General features: G+C 46.8%; 23 protein-coding genes. All 23 read left to right on the top strand.

Annotation, left to right across the window (positions count from 1 at the left end):
* The first annotated feature begins 13 nt into the window (after positions 1 to 13).
* The 23 genes from hrcA to mgtE all read left to right on the top strand — a co-directional run bounded on the left by hrcA (position 14) and on the right by mgtE (position 22,547).
* Positions 14 to 1,048 carry a heat-inducible transcriptional repressor HrcA gene (hrcA, locus tag KKC1_RS11505; protein ID WP_088554592.1) on the top strand — a complete coding sequence of 345 codons (1,035 nt, stop codon included), beginning with the start codon at positions 14 to 16 and terminating at the stop codon, positions 1,046 to 1,048.
* Between the two features lie 27 nt (positions 1,049 to 1,075).
* Complete coding sequence (locus KKC1_RS11500; protein ID WP_088554591.1) at positions 1,076 to 2,638, top strand: TCP-1/cpn60 chaperonin family protein; 1,563 nt, start codon at positions 1,076 to 1,078, stop codon at positions 2,636 to 2,638.
* A gap of 21 nt (positions 2,639 to 2,659) precedes the next feature.
* Positions 2,660 to 3,370 carry a nucleotide exchange factor GrpE gene (gene grpE, locus KKC1_RS11495; RefSeq protein ID WP_202820056.1) on the top strand — a complete coding sequence of 237 codons (711 nt, stop codon included), beginning with the start codon at positions 2,660 to 2,662 and terminating at the stop codon, positions 3,368 to 3,370.
* Positions 3,371 to 3,398: 28 nt separating this feature from the next.
* The gene (gene dnaK, locus KKC1_RS11490) at positions 3,399 to 5,225 is read left to right on the top strand and encodes a molecular chaperone DnaK (RefSeq protein WP_088554590.1); all 1,827 of its coding nucleotides are present in this window, start codon (positions 3,399 to 3,401) and stop codon (positions 5,223 to 5,225) included.
* 138 nt (positions 5,226 to 5,363) lie between these two features.
* The gene (gene dnaJ, locus KKC1_RS11485) at positions 5,364 to 6,515 is read left to right on the top strand and encodes a molecular chaperone DnaJ (RefSeq protein ID WP_088554589.1); all 1,152 of its coding nucleotides are present in this window, start codon (positions 5,364 to 5,366) and stop codon (positions 6,513 to 6,515) included.
* Positions 6,516 to 6,545: 30 nt separating this feature from the next.
* Positions 6,546 to 7,478: a 50S ribosomal protein L11 methyltransferase gene (prmA, locus tag KKC1_RS11480; RefSeq protein ID WP_088554588.1), complete on the top strand. Its 933-nt coding sequence runs from the start codon at positions 6,546 to 6,548 to the stop codon at positions 7,476 to 7,478.
* Between the two features lie 4 nt (positions 7,479 to 7,482).
* Positions 7,483 to 8,253 (top strand): 16S rRNA (uracil(1498)-N(3))-methyltransferase, encoded by a 771-nt coding sequence (locus KKC1_RS11475; protein ID WP_088554587.1) that lies wholly within the window; start codon positions 7,483 to 7,485, stop codon positions 8,251 to 8,253.
* Positions 8,246 to 9,559 (top strand): tRNA (N(6)-L-threonylcarbamoyladenosine(37)-C(2))-methylthiotransferase MtaB, encoded by a 1,314-nt coding sequence (gene mtaB / locus KKC1_RS11470; RefSeq protein WP_088554586.1) that lies wholly within the window; start codon positions 8,246 to 8,248, stop codon positions 9,557 to 9,559. The genes KKC1_RS11475 and mtaB overlap by 8 nt, the downstream gene beginning before the upstream one ends.
* 4 nt (positions 9,560 to 9,563) lie before the next feature.
* A complete protein-coding gene (locus KKC1_RS11465; RefSeq protein ID WP_088554611.1) occupies positions 9,564 to 9,902 on the top strand; it encodes a histidine triad nucleotide-binding protein in 339 nt (112 codons plus the stop codon).
* Positions 9,903 to 10,177: 275 nt separating this feature from the next.
* The gene (gene rpsU, locus KKC1_RS11460; protein ID WP_088554585.1) at positions 10,178 to 10,354 is read left to right on the top strand and encodes a 30S ribosomal protein S21; all 177 of its coding nucleotides are present in this window, start codon (positions 10,178 to 10,180) and stop codon (positions 10,352 to 10,354) included.
* Between the two features lie 13 nt (positions 10,355 to 10,367).
* Entirely contained in the window at positions 10,368 to 10,817 is a 450-nt protein-coding gene (locus KKC1_RS11455; protein WP_088554584.1) for a GatB/YqeY domain-containing protein, read from the top strand.
* A gap of 169 nt (positions 10,818 to 10,986) precedes the next feature.
* Complete coding sequence (yqfC, locus tag KKC1_RS11450) at positions 10,987 to 11,292, top strand: sporulation protein YqfC (protein WP_192868216.1); 306 nt, start codon at positions 10,987 to 10,989, stop codon at positions 11,290 to 11,292.
* A 14-nt stretch (positions 11,293 to 11,306) separates the two neighbouring features.
* Complete coding sequence (gene yqfD / locus KKC1_RS11445) at positions 11,307 to 12,521, top strand: sporulation protein YqfD (RefSeq protein WP_088554582.1); 1,215 nt, start codon at positions 11,307 to 11,309, stop codon at positions 12,519 to 12,521.
* 118 nt (positions 12,522 to 12,639) lie between these two features.
* Positions 12,640 to 13,605, top strand: coding sequence for a PhoH family protein (locus KKC1_RS11440; RefSeq protein ID WP_088554581.1), 966 nt, complete (start codon positions 12,640 to 12,642; stop codon positions 13,603 to 13,605).
* Positions 13,606 to 13,746: 141 nt separating this feature from the next.
* Positions 13,747 to 15,807, top strand: a complete 2,061-nt coding sequence (locus tag KKC1_RS11435; protein WP_238134296.1) for an HD family phosphohydrolase — start codon at positions 13,747 to 13,749, stop codon at positions 15,805 to 15,807.
* A complete protein-coding gene (gene ybeY / locus KKC1_RS11430) occupies positions 15,773 to 16,243 on the top strand; it encodes an rRNA maturation RNase YbeY (protein ID WP_088554580.1) in 471 nt (156 codons plus the stop codon). Before KKC1_RS11435 ends, ybeY begins: the two co-directional genes overlap by 35 nt.
* 10 nt (positions 16,244 to 16,253) lie before the next feature.
* The gene (locus tag KKC1_RS11425) at positions 16,254 to 16,619 is read left to right on the top strand and encodes a diacylglycerol kinase family protein (protein WP_088554579.1); all 366 of its coding nucleotides are present in this window, start codon (positions 16,254 to 16,256) and stop codon (positions 16,617 to 16,619) included.
* A gap of 51 nt (positions 16,620 to 16,670) precedes the next feature.
* Positions 16,671 to 17,237 carry a DUF502 domain-containing protein gene (locus tag KKC1_RS11420; RefSeq protein ID WP_202820054.1) on the top strand — a complete coding sequence of 189 codons (567 nt, stop codon included), beginning with the start codon at positions 16,671 to 16,673 and terminating at the stop codon, positions 17,235 to 17,237.
* A 110-nt stretch (positions 17,238 to 17,347) separates the two neighbouring features.
* Complete coding sequence (locus KKC1_RS11415; RefSeq protein WP_088554577.1) at positions 17,348 to 18,397, top strand: DUF881 domain-containing protein; 1,050 nt, start codon at positions 17,348 to 17,350, stop codon at positions 18,395 to 18,397.
* A gap of 118 nt (positions 18,398 to 18,515) precedes the next feature.
* On the top strand, positions 18,516 to 19,625 hold the full coding sequence (locus KKC1_RS11410; protein ID WP_088554576.1) for a DUF3048 domain-containing protein: 1,110 nt from the start codon (positions 18,516 to 18,518) through the stop codon (positions 19,623 to 19,625).
* A gap of 13 nt (positions 19,626 to 19,638) precedes the next feature.
* Positions 19,639 to 20,058, top strand: a complete 420-nt coding sequence (cdd, locus tag KKC1_RS11405; RefSeq protein ID WP_088554575.1) for a cytidine deaminase — start codon at positions 19,639 to 19,641, stop codon at positions 20,056 to 20,058.
* Positions 20,048 to 20,959 (top strand): GTPase Era, encoded by a 912-nt coding sequence (era, locus tag KKC1_RS11400; RefSeq protein WP_088554574.1) that lies wholly within the window; start codon positions 20,048 to 20,050, stop codon positions 20,957 to 20,959. The genes cdd and era overlap by 11 nt, the downstream gene beginning before the upstream one ends.
* Before the next feature lie 226 nt (positions 20,960 to 21,185).
* Positions 21,186 to 22,547, top strand: a complete 1,362-nt coding sequence (mgtE, locus tag KKC1_RS11395) for a magnesium transporter (protein ID WP_088554573.1) — start codon at positions 21,186 to 21,188, stop codon at positions 22,545 to 22,547.
* Positions 22,548 to 22,623 lie beyond the last annotated feature (76 nt).

Genomic DNA, 22,623 nt, shown 5'->3' with positions numbered 1-22,623 from the left:
AAGGTGGTCTCTCATGACCGAGCTTGATAGTCGCAAGCGGAAAATTTTGCAGGCTATTGTTCAAGATTATATTGCTACCGCCGAACCGGTTGGTTCACGGACTATTGCCAGAAAGTACAATTTAGGTGTTAGTCCGGCCACGGTACGAAACGAAATGGCCGATTTAGAAGAAATGGGATTATTGGAGCAGCCCCATACTTCTGCCGGCCGGATACCTTCCGATCAAGGGTACCGGTATTACGTTGATTGCTTAATGGAAAAACACCAACTAGCGGATGAAGAGCGGGATTATATCCGACAGAAATATACGCAAAAGGTGAAGGAAATTGAGGAAGTTATTCAGCGTACCAGCCAGTTGCTTTCGGATTTAACCAATTATACTTCGCTTATATTGGCACCGCATTTAGGTAAGAGTTCTATCCATCAAATACAACTAATATCCATATTGCCGGGAAAGGCTCTGGTAGTTATAGTCACTACGGCAGGAGTGGTGGAAAACCAGATATTGGACGTTCCGGAATCTATTACGCCACGTGACCTGGAACGGATTTCGGCGGTATTCAACGAGAAATTAAGGGGTAAAGCTTTAAATGAAATAAAGAAGCTTTCTTTGCGGGAACTGTATTCAGATCTGGCCAAACAAAAGCATGTTCTAAACCTGGTGTTGGAGCTGCTGGAAGAAATATTACTGATGGAGAAAGAGGAAAAAGTTTACTTGGGTGGGACGCTAAATATATTCGAGCAGCCGGAATTTAAAAATGTAGAACGCCTAAAGAATCTGTTGAAGAACTTGGAAGAGGAGAATATTCTCCGGAGTTTGTTACTGGAGACATCCAAATCAGGGTTAACCATCACCATAGGTGGAGAAAATAGGTATGAAGGTTTCCGGGACTGCAGCGTCATTACGGCTACTTATGAAGTGAACAATGAAGTAGTGGGAACCATAGGTATTTTAGGACCCACCCGTATGGAGTATTCGAAAGCAGTGGCTATAGTAGAAATCATTGCTGAACATTTGTCTGAAGCCCTGACGCGTTTTTACCGTTAGCTCCAACCCTTATGAGGGGGAAAATTAATGAGTCTAAAACAGGTTAATAGAGATACGGAAGTAGACGAGCGCCTGGCCGCTTTAATGACCAACGCTAATGCTGTGAGGGCTGTCGCTTCAGCGGTGGAAGGGACCATCGGTCCTAAAGGGCTGGACACCATGTTGGTGGATAAATTCGGAGAAGTGGTTATTACCAACGACGGGGTTACTATTCTCGATTTGATGGAAGTCAATCATCCTGCGGCTAAAATGCTTGTAAAAACAGCTAAGTCGCAGCAGGAACAGGTGGGGGATGGTACTACTACCGCGACACTGATAGCAGGCAGCCTGGTTAACAACGGTGTAGAACAGGTAGTAAAAGGAGTACCAGTGGTCAGGATTATTGAAGGAATTAGGGCTGGTGTGAAGACTGCACTGGCTTTTTTACAGAAGGAGGCACAGCCTTTAGATATCAATGACCCCTTGCTGAAAAGAGTGGCCTTGATAGCAGGCAGAGAACATGAAGACATTGCCGAACTCACCCTGGAGGCTGCCCGGCTGGTAGGAAAAAATAAGTTGCTTGACCCCAATTTTAAATTATTGGAGACGGTTGTGGCCGAAGTAGGTGCTAAAAACGAGGTATTTCAAGGAGTTGTTATTAACAGAACCAGGATGAACCGGCAGATGCCTGCCGAAATTATGGGAGCGAAAGTCTTGGCTATTGATGATGCTTTGGAACCGGAAGAAATAGAAGAAGAAGCTCTGGCTACCGAAGCCGGCTTCAATCGTTTCCTCCAACTGCAGGAAGAGTTTCGGAACAACATTCAGAAAATCGTGGAACTTGGAGTCAAACTGGTAATAGTAGACCGCAGCGTATCAGATGCAGCGGAGGAAATCTTGAGCGATGCCGGCGTTATGGTGCTCCAGCGGGTTTCTAACAAAGAATTACGGAAGGCGGCGGAACATACCGGTGCCCGTCTTATTAAGCGCACCGGGTTGAAGAAAGATATATCCGAGATCGAAAAGCTGTTAGGCTGGGCAGAGAGGGTGTATGAAGATGAGAAATTGGAACACGTTCGTATTTTGGGAGGAGCAGGAGAATCGGCTGCTACCATTCTGGTCGGCGCAGGAACGGAGGAAGTAGTTGGAGAGCGAGAACGTATAGCCAAAGATGCAGCAGCTGCAGTACAGGCGGCAATTCAGGGGGGAATTGTTGCCGGTGGGGGTGCCATAGAACTGGCTGCCGCCCGCGAGGTGGAAAAGGAACGGCAGAAGGTTAGAGGTATGGCTGCTTTTGGAGTGGATTGTGTGATAGAAGCATTGAAACGCCCCTTTTCGCAAATAGTATCCAATGCCGGCTTTAACCCCCTGGAAAAAGTGGAAGAAGTCTGGGCCGCTCAAGCCCGGGAGGAAAAAAACTCTTTGGGAGTAGATTGTGATACGGGAGATATTGTAGACATGCTGGAGCGGGGGATTGTCGATCCGGCTCCAGTAAAGATTCATGCGCTAAGAACAGCCGGCGAGGTAGCGGAAGCTATATTGCGCATAGATACCATCATCAAGAAAAAGGAAACCGATACTCCCGACGGCAGGGGAAAAAAAGAACTGTAAGGTTAAAGGAAGGTGATTAGAATGCTAGAGGAGGAAGCAAGCCGGGGGAAAATGGATGAGAACCCAGAGGAGAAACCCAACCTGGAGGATAACCCAGAAAACCCGGAAACCGACCAGGTTTTGACGGACAAGGAAGAGGAAGCACCGGCCCTGGAAGCGGAACAAGAGAAAACAGAAGCCCAAGAAGAAGGGGAAGAGTTAGTCGATAAAGAGGCGCAGGAGGAAGAGAACCAGTTTCAGGCACTGGAGGAAGAGCTGCGGTCGGTAAAAGCGGCCTTGGAGCAGAAAACCCAGGAAGCCCAAGAATGGTTCAGGCGTTTACAGCGGTTGCAAGCCGATTTCGATAACTACCGGCGGCGGTCGCGGAAAGAGCTTCAGGATATGGCTGAGTACGCGTCCGAAAAGCTGATTTTACGGCTATTACCGGTGCTGGATAACTTTGAACGGGCCATTGCCTCGGCGCCGGAGGACCAGTTGGCTGCCTCTTATGTCGATGGGGTTAACATGATCTATCGTCAGTTGGTAGAGGTATTGCAACAGGAAGGAGTCGCAAGCATAGAGGCGGTAGGCCAACCATTTGACCCGGAGAAACATGAAGCAGTCATGCAGATAGAAACCAGTGAATACGAAGACAATACTGTAGTAGAGGAACTCCGCAAAGGATACACCCTTAAGGGTAAAATATTACGTCCCGCAATGGTTAAAGTAGCTAAAAAGCCCCTAAATTCATAAATTACAGGGATAGGAGGGAGAAATAACTATGGGTAAAGTTATTGGAATCGATCTGGGAACTACTAACTCTTGTATGGCAGTTATGGAAGGTGGGGAGGCTGTTGTTATTCCGAATGCGGAAGGCGGTCGTACCACTCCTTCAGTAGTTGCTTTTACCAAGGACGGAGAGCGACTGGTAGGTCAGGTGGCCAAGCGCCAGGCCATTACCAATCCTGACCGTACCATTCTTTCCATCAAGCGTCACATGGGAACCGATTATAAGGTAAAAATTGATGATAAGGAATATACCCCCCAAGAAATTTCAGCTATGATTCTGCAGAAACTCAAGGCTGATGCCGAGGCCTATTTAGGGGAAAAAGTGACCCAGGCTGTAATTACGGTACCGGCCTACTTTACCGACAGTCAACGGCAGGCAACCAAGGATGCAGGTCGAATTGCCGGCCTGGAGGTTTTGAGGATTATCAACGAGCCTACGGCTGCTTCTCTTGCTTACGGCCTCGATAAGGGAGAAGACCAGACCATCCTGGTTTACGACCTGGGGGGAGGAACTTTTGATGTTTCTATTTTAGAGCTGGGTGACGGTGTTTTCGAAGTCAAGGCCACCAGCGGGAATAACCGCTTGGGTGGAGATGATTTTGACCAGAGGATCATGGATTATCTCATTAGTGAATTTAAAAAAGAGCATGGAGTTGACCTGAGCAAGGATCGTATGGCGCTACAGCGTTTGAAGGAAGCTGCCGAAAAAGCCAAGCATGAGTTATCCAGCGTAATGAGTACAAGTATCAACCTGCCCTTTATTTCGGTATCTCCGGATGGGCCGTTGCACCTGGAAATGAATCTTACCCGTGCCAAATTTGAAGAACTGACGGCCGACCTGGTAGAGAAGACGCTGGGTCCAACTCGCCAGGCTTTAGAGGACGCAGGTTTAAAGCCGGAGGACATTGACAAGGTAATCCTGGTAGGAGGCTCGACCAGGATTCCTGCCGTCCAAGAGGCTATTAAGAAGCTTATCGGTAAGGAGCCTCATAAGGGTATTAATCCCGATGAGTGCGTAGCTCTGGGGGCGGCTATTCAAGCAGGAGTTCTGGCCGGGGAAGTAAAAGACGTGCTTCTTCTTGACGTAACTCCTCTTTCTCTAGGTATTGAAACCCTGGGAGGAGTATTTACAGTTCTGATTCCCCGCAACACGACTATTCCTACTTCCAAGAGCCAGATATTCTCCACGGCTGCTGACAATCAAACAGCGGTCGATATCCATGTGCTACAGGGTGAACGCCCCATGGCCAAGGATAATAAAACGTTGGGCAGGTTTACCCTGACGGGAATTCCTCCTGCTCCCAGGGGAGTGCCACAGATAGAAGTAAAATTCGATATAGACGCCAACGGAATTGTTCATGTATCGGCGAAAGATCTGGGAACCGGCAAACAGCAGGATATTACTATTAAATCCTCGAGCGGCCTGTCGGAAGAAGAAATACAGAGAATGATTAAAGAAGCAGAGCAGTATGCAGAGCAGGACAAGAAGCGCAAAGAACTGGTAGAAGCCAAGAATCAAGCCGACTCCCTTATTTACCAGGTAGAAAAGACCCTCAAGGAGTTTGGCGACAAGGCTGAGCAGGCCGACAAAGAAAATATCGAAAAAGCCAAAGAGGAGTTGAGGGAAGCGATTAAGGGAGACGATATCAATAAGATAAAAGAAAAATCTGAGGCTCTATCGCAGGCGCTTTACCGGATAACCACTAAGATGTACCAACAGGCGGGGGCTCAAGGAGGGCCGGAAGCAAATACCGGGCAAAATCCCAAAGACGATAAAGTAGTGGATGCGGATTACGAAGTCCGGGACGACGAGAAATAAAATCTTTTATCGGCCATGAGTACAGGGGGGATTTTCCCCCTTTATAACCTTTTATAGGGTGCCCGTTGGCAGCCGATGGAATGAACGCATAAATTAGATTGCCGATTAGTTTTCAGGTAGGCAAAGAAGGTGATCTTTGTGAGTAAACGTGACTATTATGAAGTCCTGGGTGTTTCCAGAAATGCATCGCAGGAAGAGATCAAAAAGGCATATCGCCGCTTGGCCCGCAAGTATCACCCGGATGTGAATCCCGGGGATAAAGAAGCAGAAGCTAAGTTCAAAGAAGTTAAAGAAGCTTATGAGGTTCTCAGCGATCCTGAGAAGCGGGCGCGCTACGACCAGTTCGGTCATGCCGGAACGGAAGGTGGGGCCAACGGTTTTGGTGGCTTCGGCGGCTTCGAAGGTTTCGGCGGCGGTGCCGATTTCGGTGGCTTTGACGATATTTTCGATATGTTTTTCGGCAGGGGATTTGGCACTCGTTCCCGCCGCAAGGCTCCTCAAAAAGGTGCCGACCTGGAGGTAGAAATGGAGATTTCTTTTGAAGAAGCTGCTTTCGGAACGGAAAAGGATGTGGAGGTGCCGCGCCGGGAAACCTGTCCCGCCTGCCATGGAAGCGGGGCCGAGCCGGGGACCACTCCCCTCAGGTGTAAAGCATGTAATGGAACCGGCCAGATCCGAGTCAGCCAGCAAACGCCTTTTGGACATTTTGAGTCCATTAGAACCTGTCATCAGTGTCACGGCCAGGGCACGGTGATTACGACTCCCTGCCGCAGGTGTGGCGGGGAGGGGCAAATACGCCGGACCCGGAAAATCCAGGTCAAGATTCCCCCGGGAGTGGATACAGGAAACCGCCTGAGGGTCGCCGGAGAAGGAGAAGCAGGAGTTTATGGCGGACCGCCGGGGGACTTATATGTATATATCAAGGTTAAACCTCATGAAATTTTTACTCGCGACGGGTACGATATTTATTGTGAGGTTCCAATCAGTTTTGCCCAAGCGGCTTTGGGGGACGAGATTGAAGTGCCTACCTTAAACGGAAAGGCCAAACTGAAAATTCCCGAGGGAACCCAATCAGGTACCACGTTCCGGCTTAAGGGCAGAGGTATTCCCTATGTACGAGGAGGCGGCCGGGGTGACCAACATGTTAAAGTGCAGGTAGTTACTCCCGTGAATTTGACAGAAAAGCAGAAGGAACTCCTCAGACAACTGGAGGCAAGTCTGAGTGGCAAAAATTTGCAGGGTAGAGAAAGAGGATTTTTTGAAAAGGTTAGAGATGCTTTCATGGGATAAAAGGAAAAAATTTCAAGGGGCTGGGAAACATTGAAATGGCAGGAAATAACGGTTACTACCACCGAAGAAGCTGTAGAAGCAGTAGCCGATTTGTTTCACCAGGTAGGGGCTGCGGGGGTAGTAATTGAGGATCCGAAAGCGATTACCAGGTATATTGCTGAAGAAAAGTGGGATTACTACGAATTACCCAGAGAATTGTTGGAGGCAGAAAACGTTGTTATTAAGGGCTATCTGCCGATAGATGAAAACTTGCAACAGCGCCTGCAGCAGTTGCGCCGGAAGCTGGAGGAAATGCACAGTTATTTTACCAACTACCTGGCAGAAATCTCACTAGCTGAAGTCAGGGAAAGTGACTGGGAAAATTGCTGGAAAAGGTATTATAAGCCCCAAAAGATTGGACAGCGCCTGGTGATTTGTCCTTCCTGGGAGAGTTACCAGCCCTCAGGTGATGAAATGGTTATCCGGATGGACCCCGGTATGGCTTTTGGTACGGGAACACACCCTACTACGGCTCTTTGTATACGGGCCCTAGACAAGCACCTGAGGCCCGGCAAAACAGTTTTCGACGTGGGTACCGGTTCGGGGATATTGGCTATTGTGGCGGCTAAACTGGGAGCCTCCCGGGTACTGGCCATAGATTTAGATCCTTTGGCCGTGAAAGTTGCTCAGGCAAATGTAGCTAGAAACGGAGTTAATGATGTGGTCAAAGTGGTTAACGGAGACCTCTTAACCGACGTCTTTGAGCAGGCTGATTGTATAGTAGCTAATATCGTAGCCAATGCTATTATTACCCTGGCGGGACAGGCTTACGAAAGGCTGGTTACCGGGGGATGCTTTATTTCCTCCGGTATTATCAAAGAACGTTTAGAGGAAGTCAGAAAAACTTTGCAGAATGCAAAGTTTAAAATAATCGAGGAGAATACAGAGGGCGAATGGGGGGCGCTAGTGGCCCGAAAGGAGTGAATTTATGCCCCGTTTTTTTGTTTGGCCGGAAAACATTAACGGGGAGCGGGCTTTGATTAAGGGACCGGATGTCAGACATATTGTAAAAGTGTTGCGCATGGGACCTGGTGATCGGCTATGGTTGCTTGATGGTTCCGGCTACCAGTATGCGGGTGAAATTGTGAAGGCAGAATTGGAGAAAGTGGTAGTTAAACTGTTGGGCAAGGAGCCTTGTTCCACCGAACCGCCGGTTCGAGTAGTGCTGGTACAGGGTATTGGCAAGGGAAACAAGTTGGATCTGGTTATTCAAAAAGGTACCGAATTAGGTGTTGCGCGCTTTTACCCATTGCAATCGGAGCGAACCGTTGTAAAACTCGCTGCCGAAAAGGCGGAAGACCGGAGAAAGAGGTGGCAGCGGATAGCTCTGGAAGCAGCCAAACAGAGCCGGAGGGCTATAGTCCCAGAAGTAGAACCTGTTTTGCCACTACCGGAAATCCTGCGGCAAATCCCTGAAGCTTGTCTAAAACTGGTTCTATGGGAGGAAGAAACTTCCCGGGGATTGAAAGAAGCCATGAGGGATTTCAAAGTTAACTACGGACGAGTTCCCGGGGAAGTCTTCCTGTTTGTAGGACCGGAAGGAGGATTCTCACTCGATGAAGTTCAGCAGATGAAAGAATCGGGTGTCATTCCTGTTTCGCTGGGACCGAGAATTTTACGGACGGAAACGGCAGGACTGGTAGCAGCTACCGTAGTATTATATGAATGGGGAGACTTAGGGGGGGCACCCCGTGGCTAAACGAGTTGGTATTTATGTTTTAGGATGTAAAGTGAATTATCACGAGGCGGAGGCAATCGGCAGCCTTTTCAAAAGGAAGGGTTATGAAGTAGTCCCTTTTGGTGAGAAGGCCGATGTCTATATTATTCATACCTGCACGGTTACTCATCTAAGCGATCGCAAGTCCCGGCAGATGATCCGCAAAGCGGTCAGAACTAATCCAGAGGCGGTAGTGGCCGTTACCGGGTGTTATGCCCAGACTTCTCCTGGAGAAGTCCTGGAAATACCTGGAGTAGATTTGGTTGTTGGTACCCGGGACCGAAGACGTATTGTGGAGCTGGTTGAGGCTGCCTCTAGACAGGAAAAACCGTTAAATATGGTCCACAAACTGGAGGAAATAAAAGAATTTGAAGAACTTCCTGTGGATGCTCCCGACCGGGCCCGCGCTTTTTTTAAAATTCAAGAGGGGTGCAATCGTTTTTGTACCTATTGTATTATCCCTTACGCCCGGGGACCGATTCGCAGTCGAAGTCTGGAAAGCACCGTAAGGGAAGTAGAGCGGCTGGTAGCCGAAGGATTCGGAGAAATTGTTTTGACGGGGATTCACGTGGGGTTGTACGGCCGTGACTTGCCGGGCAACATTGACTTGGCGGTTCTGCTGGAGCGTTTGGTGCAAATAGAAGGGCTTAGACGCCTTAGGGTAAGTTCTCTCGATCCTAACGATTTTACCCCGCGGCTGTTGGACACGATTACGGCCTACCCGGTGATATGCCCTCATTACCATCTCTCCCTGCAGAGTGGAGATGACGAGGTTCTACGGCGGATGAACAGGCGTTATACAACGGAGGAATACCGCCGTCTGGTGGAAGAACTTCGCCAGCGCCGTCCGGGTTGTGCGATAACCACCGATATAATTGTAGGTTTTCCGGGAGAAACTGAGGAACAGTTTCAAAATACCTTGCTTTTTGTAGAGCAAATTGGCTTCAGCGGCCTACATGTCTTTAAATATTCACCCCGTAAAGGCACTCCGGCGGCCAGATATCCCGAACAGGTATCAGCTGAGGAAAAGGAACGGCGCAGTCGCCAGCTAATTCAGTTGGGTAAAAGGTTGGCCCGGGAATATGCAGCTCAGTTTTTGAATCGGACTATGGAAGTACTGGTAGAGCAGGAAGTCGGTACTGCCCCCCGGCAGTGGACCGGGCATACGGAAAACTACCTTAAAGTAGTGTTTTCCGCGCCGCAAGAAGACCTGCGGGGCCAATTTGTCCCCGTGCGCCTGCAAGAGGTGCAAGAAGATTGGGTAAGGGGAGTAATGGAAGGGAGGTGATATGGTGGAAGACTGCATCTTTTGTAAGATAGTGCGCAAGGAGGTTCCGGCGGAAATTGTCTACGAAGATGAGCATGTAGTGGCGTTTAAGGATATTAAACCTGTAGCCCCGGTACATATTTTGGTTATACCCCGAAAACATATACCTGACCTTACCGCTATAACCGAGGATGATGTAGAATTGATGGGTAGATTGCACCAGGCGGTGGTAAAAGTGGCGGAAAAGATGGGAGTGGCGGAAAAAGGCTTCCGGCTGGTCAATAACTGTAAGGAAGAAGGAGGACAGGTGATATATCACCTGCACTTCCATCTGATAGGCGGTCGTAAGTTCAAGGAACGATAGTGAAACATTGAATTCAACCCGGACCGCATTGGGAATAACAATGTTTTCCCGGAAATATCCAATGCGAAAGCCTACATTGTCTCTAAAGGGTGTTCCAAGCACAGGAACACCTACTTTTTTAACCGAGGAGCAATAGGGTGGAAATTTTCTTATCTTGACGCAATATGGGTAGTATAGTATAATTTAATTAATGTACTCTTAAAAACAACAGGAAATAAAGAACTTATACCGCAAAGTTTTTTTTTATGCTTAGTGGCGGAGGGAGGGAGAACAGGTTGAGTCTGGTTAGAGTTGGAAAAAACGAATCCCTGGACAGCGCTCTCAGGCGTTTTAAACGTTCCTGCCAAAAAGCTGGTCTTCTATCGGAAATGAGAAAAAGAGAACACTACGAAAAACCCAGCGTTCGCAGAAAAAAGAAGGCCGAAGCATCCCGCAGACGTAAATGGAAATAGGGGGACGCAGGAAATGGCCCTAAAAGAAAAACTTATGGCGGATATGAAAGAAGCATTAAAAGCTAGAGAACAAGGGAAATTAAAATTGTCTGTAATACGCATGGCGCTGGCTTCGATCAAGAACAAGGAGATAGAGCTGGGAACTACTTTGGATGATACTGGTATTCAAGAAGTTCTAGCTAAAGAGGTTAAGCAACGGCGGGATGCGTTGGGGGAATACGAAAGGGCTGGGCGCCAGGACGTGGTGGACAAACTTAACCAGGAAATGGAAATTCTGCAGCAGTACCTCCCCCGACAGCTAAGCGAGGACGAAGTACGAGAAATATTACGAGAAATTATCGAGGAACTGGGTGTACAGAATCAAAAGGACCTGGGCAAAGTAATGAAGGTTGCTATGTCCAAGCTCAAGGGTAAGGCGGACGGACGAATGGTCAACCAAATTGCCCGGGAAATGCTTGATTAATATGGAACCCTAGCAGATTTTGACGCTAGGGTTTTATTTTTTTATGCCTGTTGTTTTTTTACCGCATACTTTTTAACCCTGAGGGCCATTAGTAATGAACTTTTACCAAAACGCATAAATTGTACCGTACGGGGTTAACAAGCCTTAGAAGTTTCGGAGGAAAATGAAAATGGTGCGAAATAAGCTGAAGAAAACGATGGAGGAAAAAGGAGAGCGGCTTAAATTATCGTTTGGCAATATGTTGGAAATTCCTAGAGAAATTCTGATGGATTTGCCTAAGATTACCCTTATCGGAGATCAACAATTCATTATGGAAAACCACCGGGGTATTATTGAGTTTACCGGCAATAAGGTTCGCATTGCCGCAGCATCGGGGGAAGTAGAGGTTAGGGGAAACGGCCTGGTAATCCGGAGTATTTTTTCAGAAGAGATTGTCCTCGAAGGGAAAATTGGCTCGGTTTCCTTTGTCGGGTAGTAAGGAGGTAGAAGATGAGAAGATTAGGGGCTTATTTATGGGGTTATTTGGTCATTTTAGTACACGGTGGTTCACCGGAAAAATTTATCAACCTTACGCTCAACCGGGGGATTAGAATCTGGGATTTATCTTGGTTAGAGGACCATGCCTTGTTGGCTAAAGTGCCGGTGGCTCATTTTAAACCTTTGAGGCATGTTGCTCGAAAGTCCGGTTGTCGGATAAGAATTAGAAAAAAAGTAGGGCTGCCTTTTCTGTATTGGCATTTTCGGAAAAGAAAAACGCTACTGTTGGGACCTGTTCTTTTTTTACTCTTCACTTATTTACTGGGCTCTTTTGTTTGGACGGTGGAGGTGAGCAGTCAGAAGGAGTTGCGTTATGTAAAGAAAAATGACATTCTCCGGGTGGCGGAAAAGCAAGGACTAAAACCAGGTACTCTTAAAAGGAATATAAACATAGAAGCAGTGGCAAAAGCTATAGAAAAAAGTTTTCCCCAGATTTCTTGGGTTGGAGTGGAGATAAGAGGCACTAGGGCCTCGATTCAGGTGGTAGAAAAAGTTTTGCTGCCTAAGGAAGAGGAGGAAAAGATACCTTCCCACTTGGTGGCCGCTAAAGATGGAGTGATTACCGAAATATTGGTTTTGGCGGGAGAGGCCCGGGTGACGCAGGGTGATACGGTGAAGAAGGGGCAGCTGTTGATTTCCGGGGTGATCCATCCTGAAGGACCAAAATCATCTCTCCAATATGTAAGGGCCCGCGGTATCGTTAGGGCGCGGGTTTGGTACACGGCCGAAGCTACTGCCCCGTTGGTAAAGGAGGAAGAATATCTGTCGGGCAGGACGGCGAGGCATTTGAGCATCCGCACCGGTGGACGGGAGATTTTTCTGTCGGGACCGCGGCGTATCCCCTTTAAAAATTTTGAGGTAGAAAAAGAAATAAAAACCTGGAAATGGTATGGCCTAAAGAATTTTGTTATTCCCGCGGAATTAGTCATAACCACTTATCACGAATTAGTTAAGAAACAGAGTTATTTAGGGCCGGAAGGAGCTACCCGTTGGGCAACGAATAAAGCCCTGGCTCGCTTGGAAAAGCAGATACCGGTCGGAGCTAAACTTTTGCGGAAGGAGGTTTATCCCCTGGGCATAGTAGCTCCGAATATGGTAGGAATCAAAGTGATGGTAGAGACTATAGAGGACATTGCAGTACCGCAGGCTATCATAGGAAACAACTAACTATGCCACAAGTTACTATTGAAGGGCTGGCGGGAAAAGGGTATAATGATAAACAATAAATGGATTATTTAATTAATTACCAGTTTTAACGCTAGAATTGATAGGGGGCTAAGATAATTTGGCCGCAACCGAGGAAGTGAGGTTAGTTATAGGTAGTAACGGCGAAGCCGCGAATATTCTGGGTAAACAGGATGAAAACCTGCGGTTTATTGAGCAGCACTGTACAACCCGTATTGTAGCCCGGGGCAACGAGGTTCTTATTTCCGGTGACCGGAAGGCAGTGGAAAAAACGGAGAGACTCTTTCGCCATTTGATTGCCCTAGCTCGGTCGGGAACGGTTATTAATATTCCTACTATCAATTATGCCTTGGAGCTAATAAAGGAGGAAAACGGGGAAGCGGAAAAACTGGCTGACTTGCTATCCGATGTATTGTATGTGACGCCTAGGGGAAAACAAATTAAAGCCAAAACTTTAGGGCAATATCGTTATATTCAGGCGATCAGGAATAACGATATTGTTTTTTGTATTGGACCTGCCGGTACGGGTAAGACCTATTTGGCCGTGGTTATGGCAGTAATTGCTCTGCGAAATAAAGAGGTTAACCGTATTATTCTAGCCCGGCCTGCCGTGGAAGCGGGAGAGAAGCTGGGCTTTTTACCTGGGGATTTACAGGAGAAGGTAAATCCTTATCTGCGTCCTTTGTACGACGGACTGTACGACGTGCTGGGGATAGACACAGCTCAAAAGTATATGGAACGAACGATCATCGAGATAGCACCTCTGGCCTATATGCGGGGGAGAACCCTGGATGATGCCTTTATTATCCTGGATGAGGCCCAGAATACCACTCCCGAACAAATGAAGATGTTTCTGACCCGGATTGGGTTTGGATCAAAAGCGGTGATTACGGGAGATATTACCCAGGTAGATCTGCCGAAAGGTAATTATTCGGGACTGATTGAAGTGCAGAAAATTCTCCATGGCATCAAGGGAATATCTTTTCAATATTTGACCAAGGCCGATGTAGTGAGACATCCGTTGGTTCAGAAGATAATTCAAGCCTACGAAAAGTACGGAGCATGATTTATTTCCCTGGGGGAGTTGGTTGGTTTGGTCAAATGGAAGTTTTTTAAAAAACATATCCAATTTCCCATCCTAAGGATGTTTCGTAATTTAACCGCCCGACGCGTCCTCTGGGGGGTTGTATTTTTTATATTGACCAGTATGATTTTAGGTACTAGTTTTACCAATCGCAAGATTGATCTAAAGCCGGGAGAGCCCAGTCCCCAAGATTTTCGGGCGCGACAACGAATTGAATATGTGAGTGAAGTGTTGACGGAGCAGGCCAGACGGGAAGCCGAAAAAAAGGTACAGCCGGTTTACAAAGTGGATGAAACCGTCCTAGAAAATATGGAAGAGCAGATCAGTACTTATTTTGCCAAATTAAAAGAAGTTAAGTCGGATTCAACTATTTCCGAAGAAGAAGAACGGGTGAAAAGGCTAAAAGAAACGATGAAGCTGGACTTGTCGCCGGAAGTATATACTTCTCTTTTGCAGTTAGATCAGGAGACGCTAAACATTTTAGAATCGGAGGCCAAGCAGATACTACGAACTCATATGGAGGGAGGCGTTTCTCAGGAAGCACTGGAATTTACCCAGTATAAGGTGTTCCAGGATGTTGAAAATTTAAATATTAATGCTCAGTTAAAAGAGTTACTTCGTCAAATGGTCGGCGAACTGGACTTCAGACCCAACTTGGTTTACGATCCGGTTTTGACGGCGGAAAAGCGGCTCCAGGCTCGAGAGGCTGTTGAACCGGTGAAAGTTACTATCCAGCAGGGAGAGAAAATAGTAGGGGAAGGTGAGAAACTAACTCCAGCCCAAATTGAGGCGTTACAGATGTTGGGAGTTTTACGTCCCAAATCACCCTATAAAGGATTTTTGGGACTGGCCTCGTTTATTTTGCTGACCTCCGGCCTGGTGATTATTTACCTTTATAAATTTCACCGGGATATTTACAACAACGAGTCTCATTATGTGTTACTGGGATTATTATTGGTGATTATGGTCATTATCGCCAAAATAGTGACTGCTATCAAGATTTGGGATACGTCCGAATATTCTGGTCTGGTGGGCTACTTAATCCCGACAGCGACCGGTTCTATGCTTATAAGTATATTGTTGGATTCCGGATTGGCTATATTTTCCACCATTATTATGAGTTTCTACGTGGCCATAGTTACGGGAAATCAGTGGCAGTTTGCTGCCGTAAGCTTAATAGGCGGCCTGGTGGGGGTATACAGCGTCTCCAAGTTAAGCCAGCGCAGGGATTTGGCTACAGCCAGTTTATACATTATCTTGGCCAATGTGGCAGCCATTCTGGCGATTGGCTTTATGCGGCATGATTCTCTTCCGGCCATTGCTATTGGCAGCTTCATGGGCGTGGCCAACGGCATTTTATCCTCGGTGCTTACCATTGGTTCTTTACCGTTTTTGGAGACAGCTTTTGGTATCACCACCGCTGTCAAATTGTTGGAACTCTCCAACCCCAACCAGCCTTTGTTAAAACGTTTATTGATGGAAGCTCCCGGTACTTACCACCACAGCATTGTGGTGGGGAATTTAGCTGAAGCAGCCGCTGATGCGGTGGGAGCAGATTCTTTACTGGCCAGAGTGGGGGCTTACTATCATGATATCGGTAAGATCAAGCGACCGTATTTCTTTATTGAAAACCAATTGACACCGGAAAATCCCCATGATAAGCTTTCTCCTTCCTTGAGTACGTTAATAATCACCGCTCATGTAAAGGAAGGTTTGGAACTGGCTAAAGAAGAAAAACTTCCGAAAGTTATTATGGACATTATACTGCAACATCATGGAACCAGCCTCTGCTCTTACTTTTATCATAAAGCATTGGAAAAGGATAAAGACGGTACCTCTTTTTCCGAAGATGATTTTCGCTACGACAATCCCAAACCGCAAACTAAAGAAGCTGCCATAGTGATGCTGGCTGACAGTGTGGAGGCCGGAGTTCGCTCTATGCAAAAACCTACTCCCGGTAGAATGGAAGGGCTGGTGCGGAAGATAATTAAGGAGAAATTGGATGACGGGCAGCTGGAGGAAAGTGACCTGACTTTTAGAGAGTTAAACCTCATTGCGCAGGCTTTTGTCCGCATCTTAAACGGGATATTTCACTCCCGAATAGAATATCCAGAGACAGTCTTGAAAGAATTAGAAAGGAGAAAAGCCGTTGACGCAGTTGGACGTAAGCAATCTACAGGATAAAGTCCCCGTGACCCAGAAAATATTACGGCTTTTACAGAAAGTGGTAGCTCAAACAATGGAACATGAGGGGATCTCCCGTCCTCTCCAGCTGAGCCTTGTTTTGGTGGATAATGCCACCATCCAAGAACTGAACAGTAAGTACCGGGGGATTGATGCGCCAACCGATGTGCTTTCTTTTGCCTTGTTGGATGAGGAACGGGAGACCATTCCCTGCCTGGGTGAGGAACCGGAAGTTCTCGGTGAAATAATTATTTCCCTGGAAAAGGCTAGGGAACAGGCGCGGGAATACGGGCATTCTTTGGAGCGGGAAGTATGTTTTCTCACCGTGCACGGATTGCTGCATCTGCTAGGCTATGATCATGAAACCGAAGAAGAGAGGAAGTTGATGAATCATAAAGAAGAAGAAATATTAAGTACAGTTGGACTTTCAAGGTAGAGGTAGGGTTATGTTCAACAGAACTCTAAAAGAAAGTTTTCAGGCGGCGCTGGCGGGGATAATTCATTGTCTTCGAACGCAACGGAACATGCGAATACATTTTATAGCTACATTATTGGTCATAGTACTGGCAGCAAAGTTGGGAGTGTCCAAAACAGAAGGTTTATTGTTGCTATTGACCATTGCTATGGTTTGGGTATGTGAAATTTTTAATACGGCTTTAGAAATTGCCATTGATATGTACACCAGTACATTTCATCCTTTGGCTCGTATCGCCAAAAACGTAGCGGCCGGAGCCGTTTTGGTAGCAGCTATGGCTGCGGTCATAATGGGAATAGCCATTTTTTACCCTAAATTAAAAGTTCTGCTGTTTTAATTTCTTTCAGGAACGAGGTGAACAATTCTGAGAAGATTAAAAACTTATTTTGTGACCGGGATTGTAGTTCTGCTTCCGGGAGCTACCACCATCTATGTTTTGTGGCGACTGTTTCTGTTTTTAGATCGCCTCGCGGGAGATTTGGTTTACCCCTTTACCGGGATCATTCCCGGTTTAGGCCTGCTCCTGACACTTCTCTTCGTAGTTTTAGCCGGACTGCTGACCACTAATATTGTGGGACGTAAGTTAATCGCCATGGGGGAGTATATATTACTTAAAGTCCCCTTTGCCAGTACTGTTTACAGAACTGCTAAGCAGATAGTGGAAGCTTTTATCCGGCAGGATCGCAGGATGTTCCGTGAAGTGGTGCTTGTGGAATATCCGCGCCCCGGTGTTTATGCTCTAGCTTTTGTTACGGGAGAGACGAAAGGGGAAGTACGGGATAAGGTTGGGCACGATATGCTAAATATTTTTCTTCCTACCACACCCAATCCTACTTCCGGTTTCCTGTTGATGGTTCCAAAAGCAGATGTTATTCCGTTGGAGATGTCGGTAGAGGAGGCAATCAAAATGATAATTTCCGGAGGCTTAGTAACTCCTCCCTACCGATCCCGTTAGTACCAGAAAGCTATTTTTGGTGGAACAATTTAGTGACTTATTACGTCTAAAATTTTATCGAAGGGTCTATGAGGCAACCAAAATAGCCTTTTGGAAAAGGTGATGTTTTCGTGGTTAGATTGCGAACTGGACAGAACAATGCTTTACCTGTAGCACTTTTATCATTGATGATGGTTGTGATACTGTTCAACTCAGTTTTATTGGCCCGAGCGGCCGGGTACCTCCACTTTCCTGGAGAGTTGAGTTCGCTTAAAGTAGCGCGTCAAGGAGCGATGCATGTAATCGAATACAGCGAAAAATTGGCCAGTGACGCAGGAGTAATTGGTAATTCGGCGGTTCGCGATGTACTGGCTCATTTCAAATATGAAATTGAAAGAGCCGCTACTCCGGCAGAGATTGCCCGGCTTGTCATTGAATACGGGCGGCAGGTACAGGAGGTAATTTTAAGGGAACAGGATAACCTCCGGAGACAGATCGTCGTCAATATTATTAATCAGGATCCAAATTTACCAAAATTTAAAGGCAAGAGTTTAATCACCGTCTCCAAAGATACCGATAAGGCGGTCAAGATTGTCGACGGTACGGGAGTACTGGCGGAAGAAACCAAAGAGAAGATACGTAATCACAAATTGATGGAGGGGACCTGGTCCATTATTGAGATTTCAGTTCAGGACGGCCAGGCAACCTTGGTAACTGCCCGGTCCCTTCAAGATCAGATAGATATGCTGGAAAAAGAGGTTAGCAATTTACGCAGCCAGCTTCAGCAAATAAGTATCCAAGCCGGCTACGCGGAAATGACCGGTTCAGGGATCATTGTTGAGCTATATGATGCTCAGGAAGGTTATAGCTCGGTGGATATTGTTCATGACAGGGACGTCCGGGACGTAGTCAATGAGCTGTTTGCGGCAGGTGCAGCGGGCATTTCGGTAGGCGGGCAAAGGCTTATAGCCACTTCTTCTATCCGCTGCGCAGGCCCTATCATTCTGGTTAACCAGCACCCCATTGCCGTTAATCCCATTGTTATTAAAGCCATTGGAGATCCGGAAGTGCTGGCCAGCAGCTTGGATTTGATCAGAGCTGAATTAGAGGACTTTGGAATTCAAGTTATTATTACTCCCAGTCAGGAAATAACCTTACCTCCCTATAAAGAAAAGAAGTAGCCAGGTGAGGGTAAATCCTGGCTATTCTTATGTTCTTAGCTGAGTGGCGGAGAGTCTTGAAGGTATGGGGATACTTTGTTAAGATACCCTTAGAAGGTAAGGATGAGGTGATCTATCATTGATTAACTGGTTTAAAAAATATACTTTATATATCATGTTAATTTTGGCCTGTATACTTTCGGCATTTATTGCTTTTATTTATATTAACAAGTGGCTGGCTACTCCTGTAGAACCGGTGGGGATGGTTCCGGGACAGGAAGAACTTGCTTTGTCTTCTGGAGATATTTCCCCGAGTCCCGATGCTGAGAAAGAGGAAGCTCAAAAACAGGAACCTGAGACCAAGGTTTTATGTCCGCTGGACGGGGCGTCTTTAAAGGAATTGCCCGCCCGGAGACCGCTGGCGGTAATGATAGACAATCATTCCCGCGCCCACCCTCAATCGGGCCTGCGGGAAGCAGACTTAGTGTATGAAATGCTGGTGGAAGGCGGCATTACGCGATTAATGGCCGTGTATTATCATAATTCAGCGGAAAAAATAGGTCCTATCCGGAGTGCCCGACCCTATTTTATCGATCGCGCCCTCGATCATAATGCCATATATGTTCATGTAGGGCAAAGCCCCCAGGCTCAAACTTATTTTCAGGAGAAGAAACCTGCTCACCTGGATGAATACTCGATCACTAAAGGCTTCTGGAGAACTGATGATCGAGAACCGCCCCATAACCTTTATACTAGTACTGATAACCTGTGGCAGTTAGCTTCAGATTACAATTTGAACCAGCAAGTGGATTTGGAAGGCTTTCTTTTCGGCACTGAGGAAAACGTTTTTAACGGAGACAGAGAGGCTGAAGAGATAGTCATATTTTATCCCCAACAATTTAGCCAAGTCCGTTATGTCTATGACCCGGACAGCCGCCGTTACCGACGGTTTATGGGAGGTAAGGCCCACATAGATGCAGAAACTAATTTGCAACTTTCGGCCAGTAATGTAATTGTCCAGTTTGTTAATACTAAAACTATTGACGGAGTAGGACGCCTTGAAATGGATATGATAGGGGAAGGGAAGGCACTGGTGTTTTCTCGGGGCATGGTTAAAGAGGTCCGGTGGAAGAAGCAGAAGCTTAAAGAAGCTACTCGGTACCTTGATTCCGAGGACCGAGAGGTGGTTTTAGAACCGGGACAGACATGGATTGAGGTAGTTCCGAGAGATATTAGAATTGACTACTGATAGGTGAAGAAAAATGGTCGAAGAGAAAATTACTTTTAAGCGACTTTTAGAGGAAGCAGATAAGGCGAAGAGTAAAGCATACGCACCATATTCCCGGTTTTCCGTAGGTGCGGCTCTCCTCACCCGGTCTGGAAAAATTTTTTCCGGGTGCAACGTGGAAAACGCCTCCTACGGCCTCACTATTTGTGCTGAAAGGGTGGCTGTGGTTAAAGCTATATCGGAAGGAGAGCGCTACTTTCACGCTATCGCTGTGATTGCGGATGCTGGGGTATATTGCCGTCCCTGCGGTGCCTGCCTTCAATTTTTAGCCGAGTTTGGAACGGATATTCAGGTAGTTATGGGTAACCCCAAAGGAGAATATGAAGTAAAAACTGTTGCGGAATTACTTCCAATGAATTTCCGGCTGGGGAGTGGTAAAGAAAGTGAGAGATAACGGTTCCGGCTATCGATCTGGATTTGTAAGTATTATTGGACGTCCCAACGTAGGTAAGTCCACATTACTGAATCAGATAATTGGGCAAAAGGTTGCCATAATGTCGGATAAACCGCAGACTACACGGAACAAAATTCGGGGAGTATATACTACCGACCGGTTTCAGATAATATTTATCGACACGCCGGGCATACATAAACCGAAGCACAGGTTGGGTGAATACATGGTAGAAGTAGCGTTACGAGCTCTGCGAGAAGTAGAAGTGGTGCTTCATGTTGTAGACGCTACAGAAGAATTAGGAGGCGGAGAGCAATATATATTGCGAACGTTGAAGGAAATAGAGACACCCGTCTTTTTGGTAATTAATAAAAGCGATCAGGTGGAAGCAAGTCGGATTGATCAGATTGCTGCAGAGTACTGCCGGTATTATGATTTTGCTGAAGTTGTACCTATCTCGGCTTTGTATGGAGATAACGTACCCCGGTTGCTGGAATTAGTTGCTGAATATTTACCGGAGGGGCCGCAGTATTATCCTCCGGAAATGGTGACCGACCAGCCTGAAAGGTTTGTAGTAGCGGAAATAATTCGAGAAAAAGTTCTTCATTTAACCCGGGAAGAAGTGCCTCATTCCGTGGCGGTAGAGATTGAACAGTTGGAAGAAAGGAAGGAAGGACTGGTATACATAGGGGCAGTTATCTATACAGAAAGAGAATCCCAGAAAGGAATCCTTATCGGCAAGGGAGGAAGGATGCTCAAGGAAATCGGTCAGGCTGCCCGGGAAGAGGTGGAAAATTTGCTGGGAAGCAAAGTTTTTTTAGATTTATGGGTAAAAGTCAAGAAGGACTGGCGTAGAGATGAGATAGCTTTAAGGAATTTCGGTTATGACAAAAGGAGGATATGAACCTTATTGACAGGTAAGCTGAAAATTGTTAGATTTAAAACAGATGAATAGCCTTCACAAGCCGAGTGAAAGGCTTTTATTTTGTCAGGGGGTTCAGGAATTTTTTTCGGCGGAGGTGTACAAGTTGGAAACTGTCCCCAGGCAGAAAAAATTGCATAAATAGATACCCCAGGGGCAGTCCTAAAGATACATGGTGGGATGCTCCTGGGAGAAAGGAGTATCTCCCATGTTGGACCGAAAAGATTTCAGCACCAAAGCTAACAGATTTCTAGCCGAGAACAATTTGGAAAAATTGACCCAACTCCTTACGGAGCAGCATCCGGCTGATATAGCGGAATTCCTGCAGGAGTTGGATTCGGAGAAACAGGGAATTGTCTTCAGTTTACTGGATAGAGAAAAAGCTGCTCTGGTACTAAACGAGTTGGATGCCTCCACCATATCCTCCCTGTTGGATACTTTGGGAGCCGAGCGTATAGCGGAAATCCTGGACGTAATGCCTACTGATGACGCTGCCGACCTTTTAGGAGAAATGTCGGACTTGCTTAAGCAGCGCCTGCTGGGCCTGATGGAGCTGGAAGACGCTCAGGACGTCCAGGAATTGATGGAGTATAAGAAAGATACAGCCGGTGGTATCATGACCACCGAGTATGTAGCCATACGGGAGGATATCACCGCCGAAAGAGCAATTCAAGTTTTGCGGGAAACGGCTCCTGATGCGGAAACAGTATATTATGTCTACGTAGTTAATACCAAAAATCAATTGGTAGGAGTTATTTCGCTGCGGGAATTGATTGTAGCCGACCCCAATACTCTAATTGCCGATATTATGCACCGGAATGTCATCCGGGTTAACGTCAATGATGACCAGGAAGAAGTGGCCAGGGTAGTTGCCCGCTATGACTTTCTGGCTGTGCCGGTCGTAGATGATGAAGGATCTTTAGTAGGTATTGTAACGGTAGATGATATTATTGATGTTATCCATGATGAAGCAACGGAAGATATTTTCCGCCTGAGCGGTACTTCTGAATTACCGGCTGATGATGGAGATATATATCACAGTGTGCTGGTCAACGTCAGGTCCCGCCTTCCGTGGCTCATAATTACCATGCTCGGTGGACTGCTGGCAGGCAGGATTTTGAAAGGAATTGAGAGCCAGCTCAGTACAGTGGTCGCTCTGGCTTTTTTCATTCCTATCCTTACCGGAATGGGTGGAAACATCGGTACTCAATCCTCCAGTCTTACGGTTCGGGGTCTTGCCACCGGGCATGTCGATGAAGGCGCCTTTTTTCAAACTATTATCCGGCAGGCTGCCGCTGGGCTGGTAATGGGGGTTCTTATCGGCACTATAGTGGGTTTAGTAGCTGCTTGGTGGCAGGGAAAAGTAATGTTCGGCGTAGTGGTAGGTTTGGCCTTGGTAGGTAACATGCTTACGGCAGCAACTATGGGAACTCTGGTGCCATTAATTTTCAGAAAGCTGGGAGTAGACCCGGCAGTTGCTTCTGCTCCCTTCATCTCTACGGCTATTGACATTACCGGACTGCTCATATATTCTACCTTGGCAAGTTTGTTGCTTTCATACCTGGTATGATTACAGCAGGAACCTTCACTTTCCGGAGTTCCTGCTTTTTTCCTTGGAAGAAGAAGGCTTGTATAACCGGCGAGGT

The sequence above is a fragment of the Calderihabitans maritimus genome (assembly GCF_002207765.1).
Lineage (GTDB): Bacteria > Bacillota > KKC1 > Calderihabitantales > Calderihabitantaceae > Calderihabitans > Calderihabitans maritimus.
The sequence above is the reverse complement of the archived record's forward strand: the minus strand, read 5'-3'. Positions and strand labels throughout refer to the sequence as shown.

Excerpts from the sequence above, each read along its gene's own strand:
- hrcA (WP_088554592.1), top strand. The coding sequence starts at position 14 with ATGACCGAGCTTGATAGTCGCAAGCGGAAAATTTTGCAGGCTATTGTT.
- KKC1_RS11500 (WP_088554591.1), top strand. The coding sequence starts at position 1,076 with ATGAGTCTAAAACAGGTTAATAGAGATACGGAAGTAGACGAGCGCCTG.
- grpE (WP_202820056.1), top strand. The coding sequence starts at position 2,660 with ATGCTAGAGGAGGAAGCAAGCCGGGGGAAAATGGATGAGAACCCAGAG.
- dnaK (WP_088554590.1), top strand. The coding sequence starts at position 3,399 with ATGGGTAAAGTTATTGGAATCGATCTGGGAACTACTAACTCTTGTATG.
- KKC1_RS11475 (WP_088554587.1), top strand. The coding sequence starts at position 7,483 with ATGCCCCGTTTTTTTGTTTGGCCGGAAAACATTAACGGGGAGCGGGCT.
- KKC1_RS11455 (WP_088554584.1), top strand. The coding sequence starts at position 10,368 with ATGGCCCTAAAAGAAAAACTTATGGCGGATATGAAAGAAGCATTAAAA.
- yqfC (WP_192868216.1), top strand. The coding sequence starts at position 10,987 with ATGGTGCGAAATAAGCTGAAGAAAACGATGGAGGAAAAAGGAGAGCGG.
- yqfD (WP_088554582.1), top strand. The coding sequence starts at position 11,307 with ATGAGAAGATTAGGGGCTTATTTATGGGGTTATTTGGTCATTTTAGTA.
- KKC1_RS11435 (WP_238134296.1), top strand. The coding sequence starts at position 13,747 with ATGATTTTAGGTACTAGTTTTACCAATCGCAAGATTGATCTAAAGCCG.
- KKC1_RS11425 (WP_088554579.1), top strand. The coding sequence starts at position 16,254 with ATGTTCAACAGAACTCTAAAAGAAAGTTTTCAGGCGGCGCTGGCGGGG.
- cdd (WP_088554575.1), top strand. The coding sequence starts at position 19,639 with ATGGTCGAAGAGAAAATTACTTTTAAGCGACTTTTAGAGGAAGCAGAT.
- mgtE (WP_088554573.1), top strand. The coding sequence starts at position 21,186 with ATGTTGGACCGAAAAGATTTCAGCACCAAAGCTAACAGATTTCTAGCC.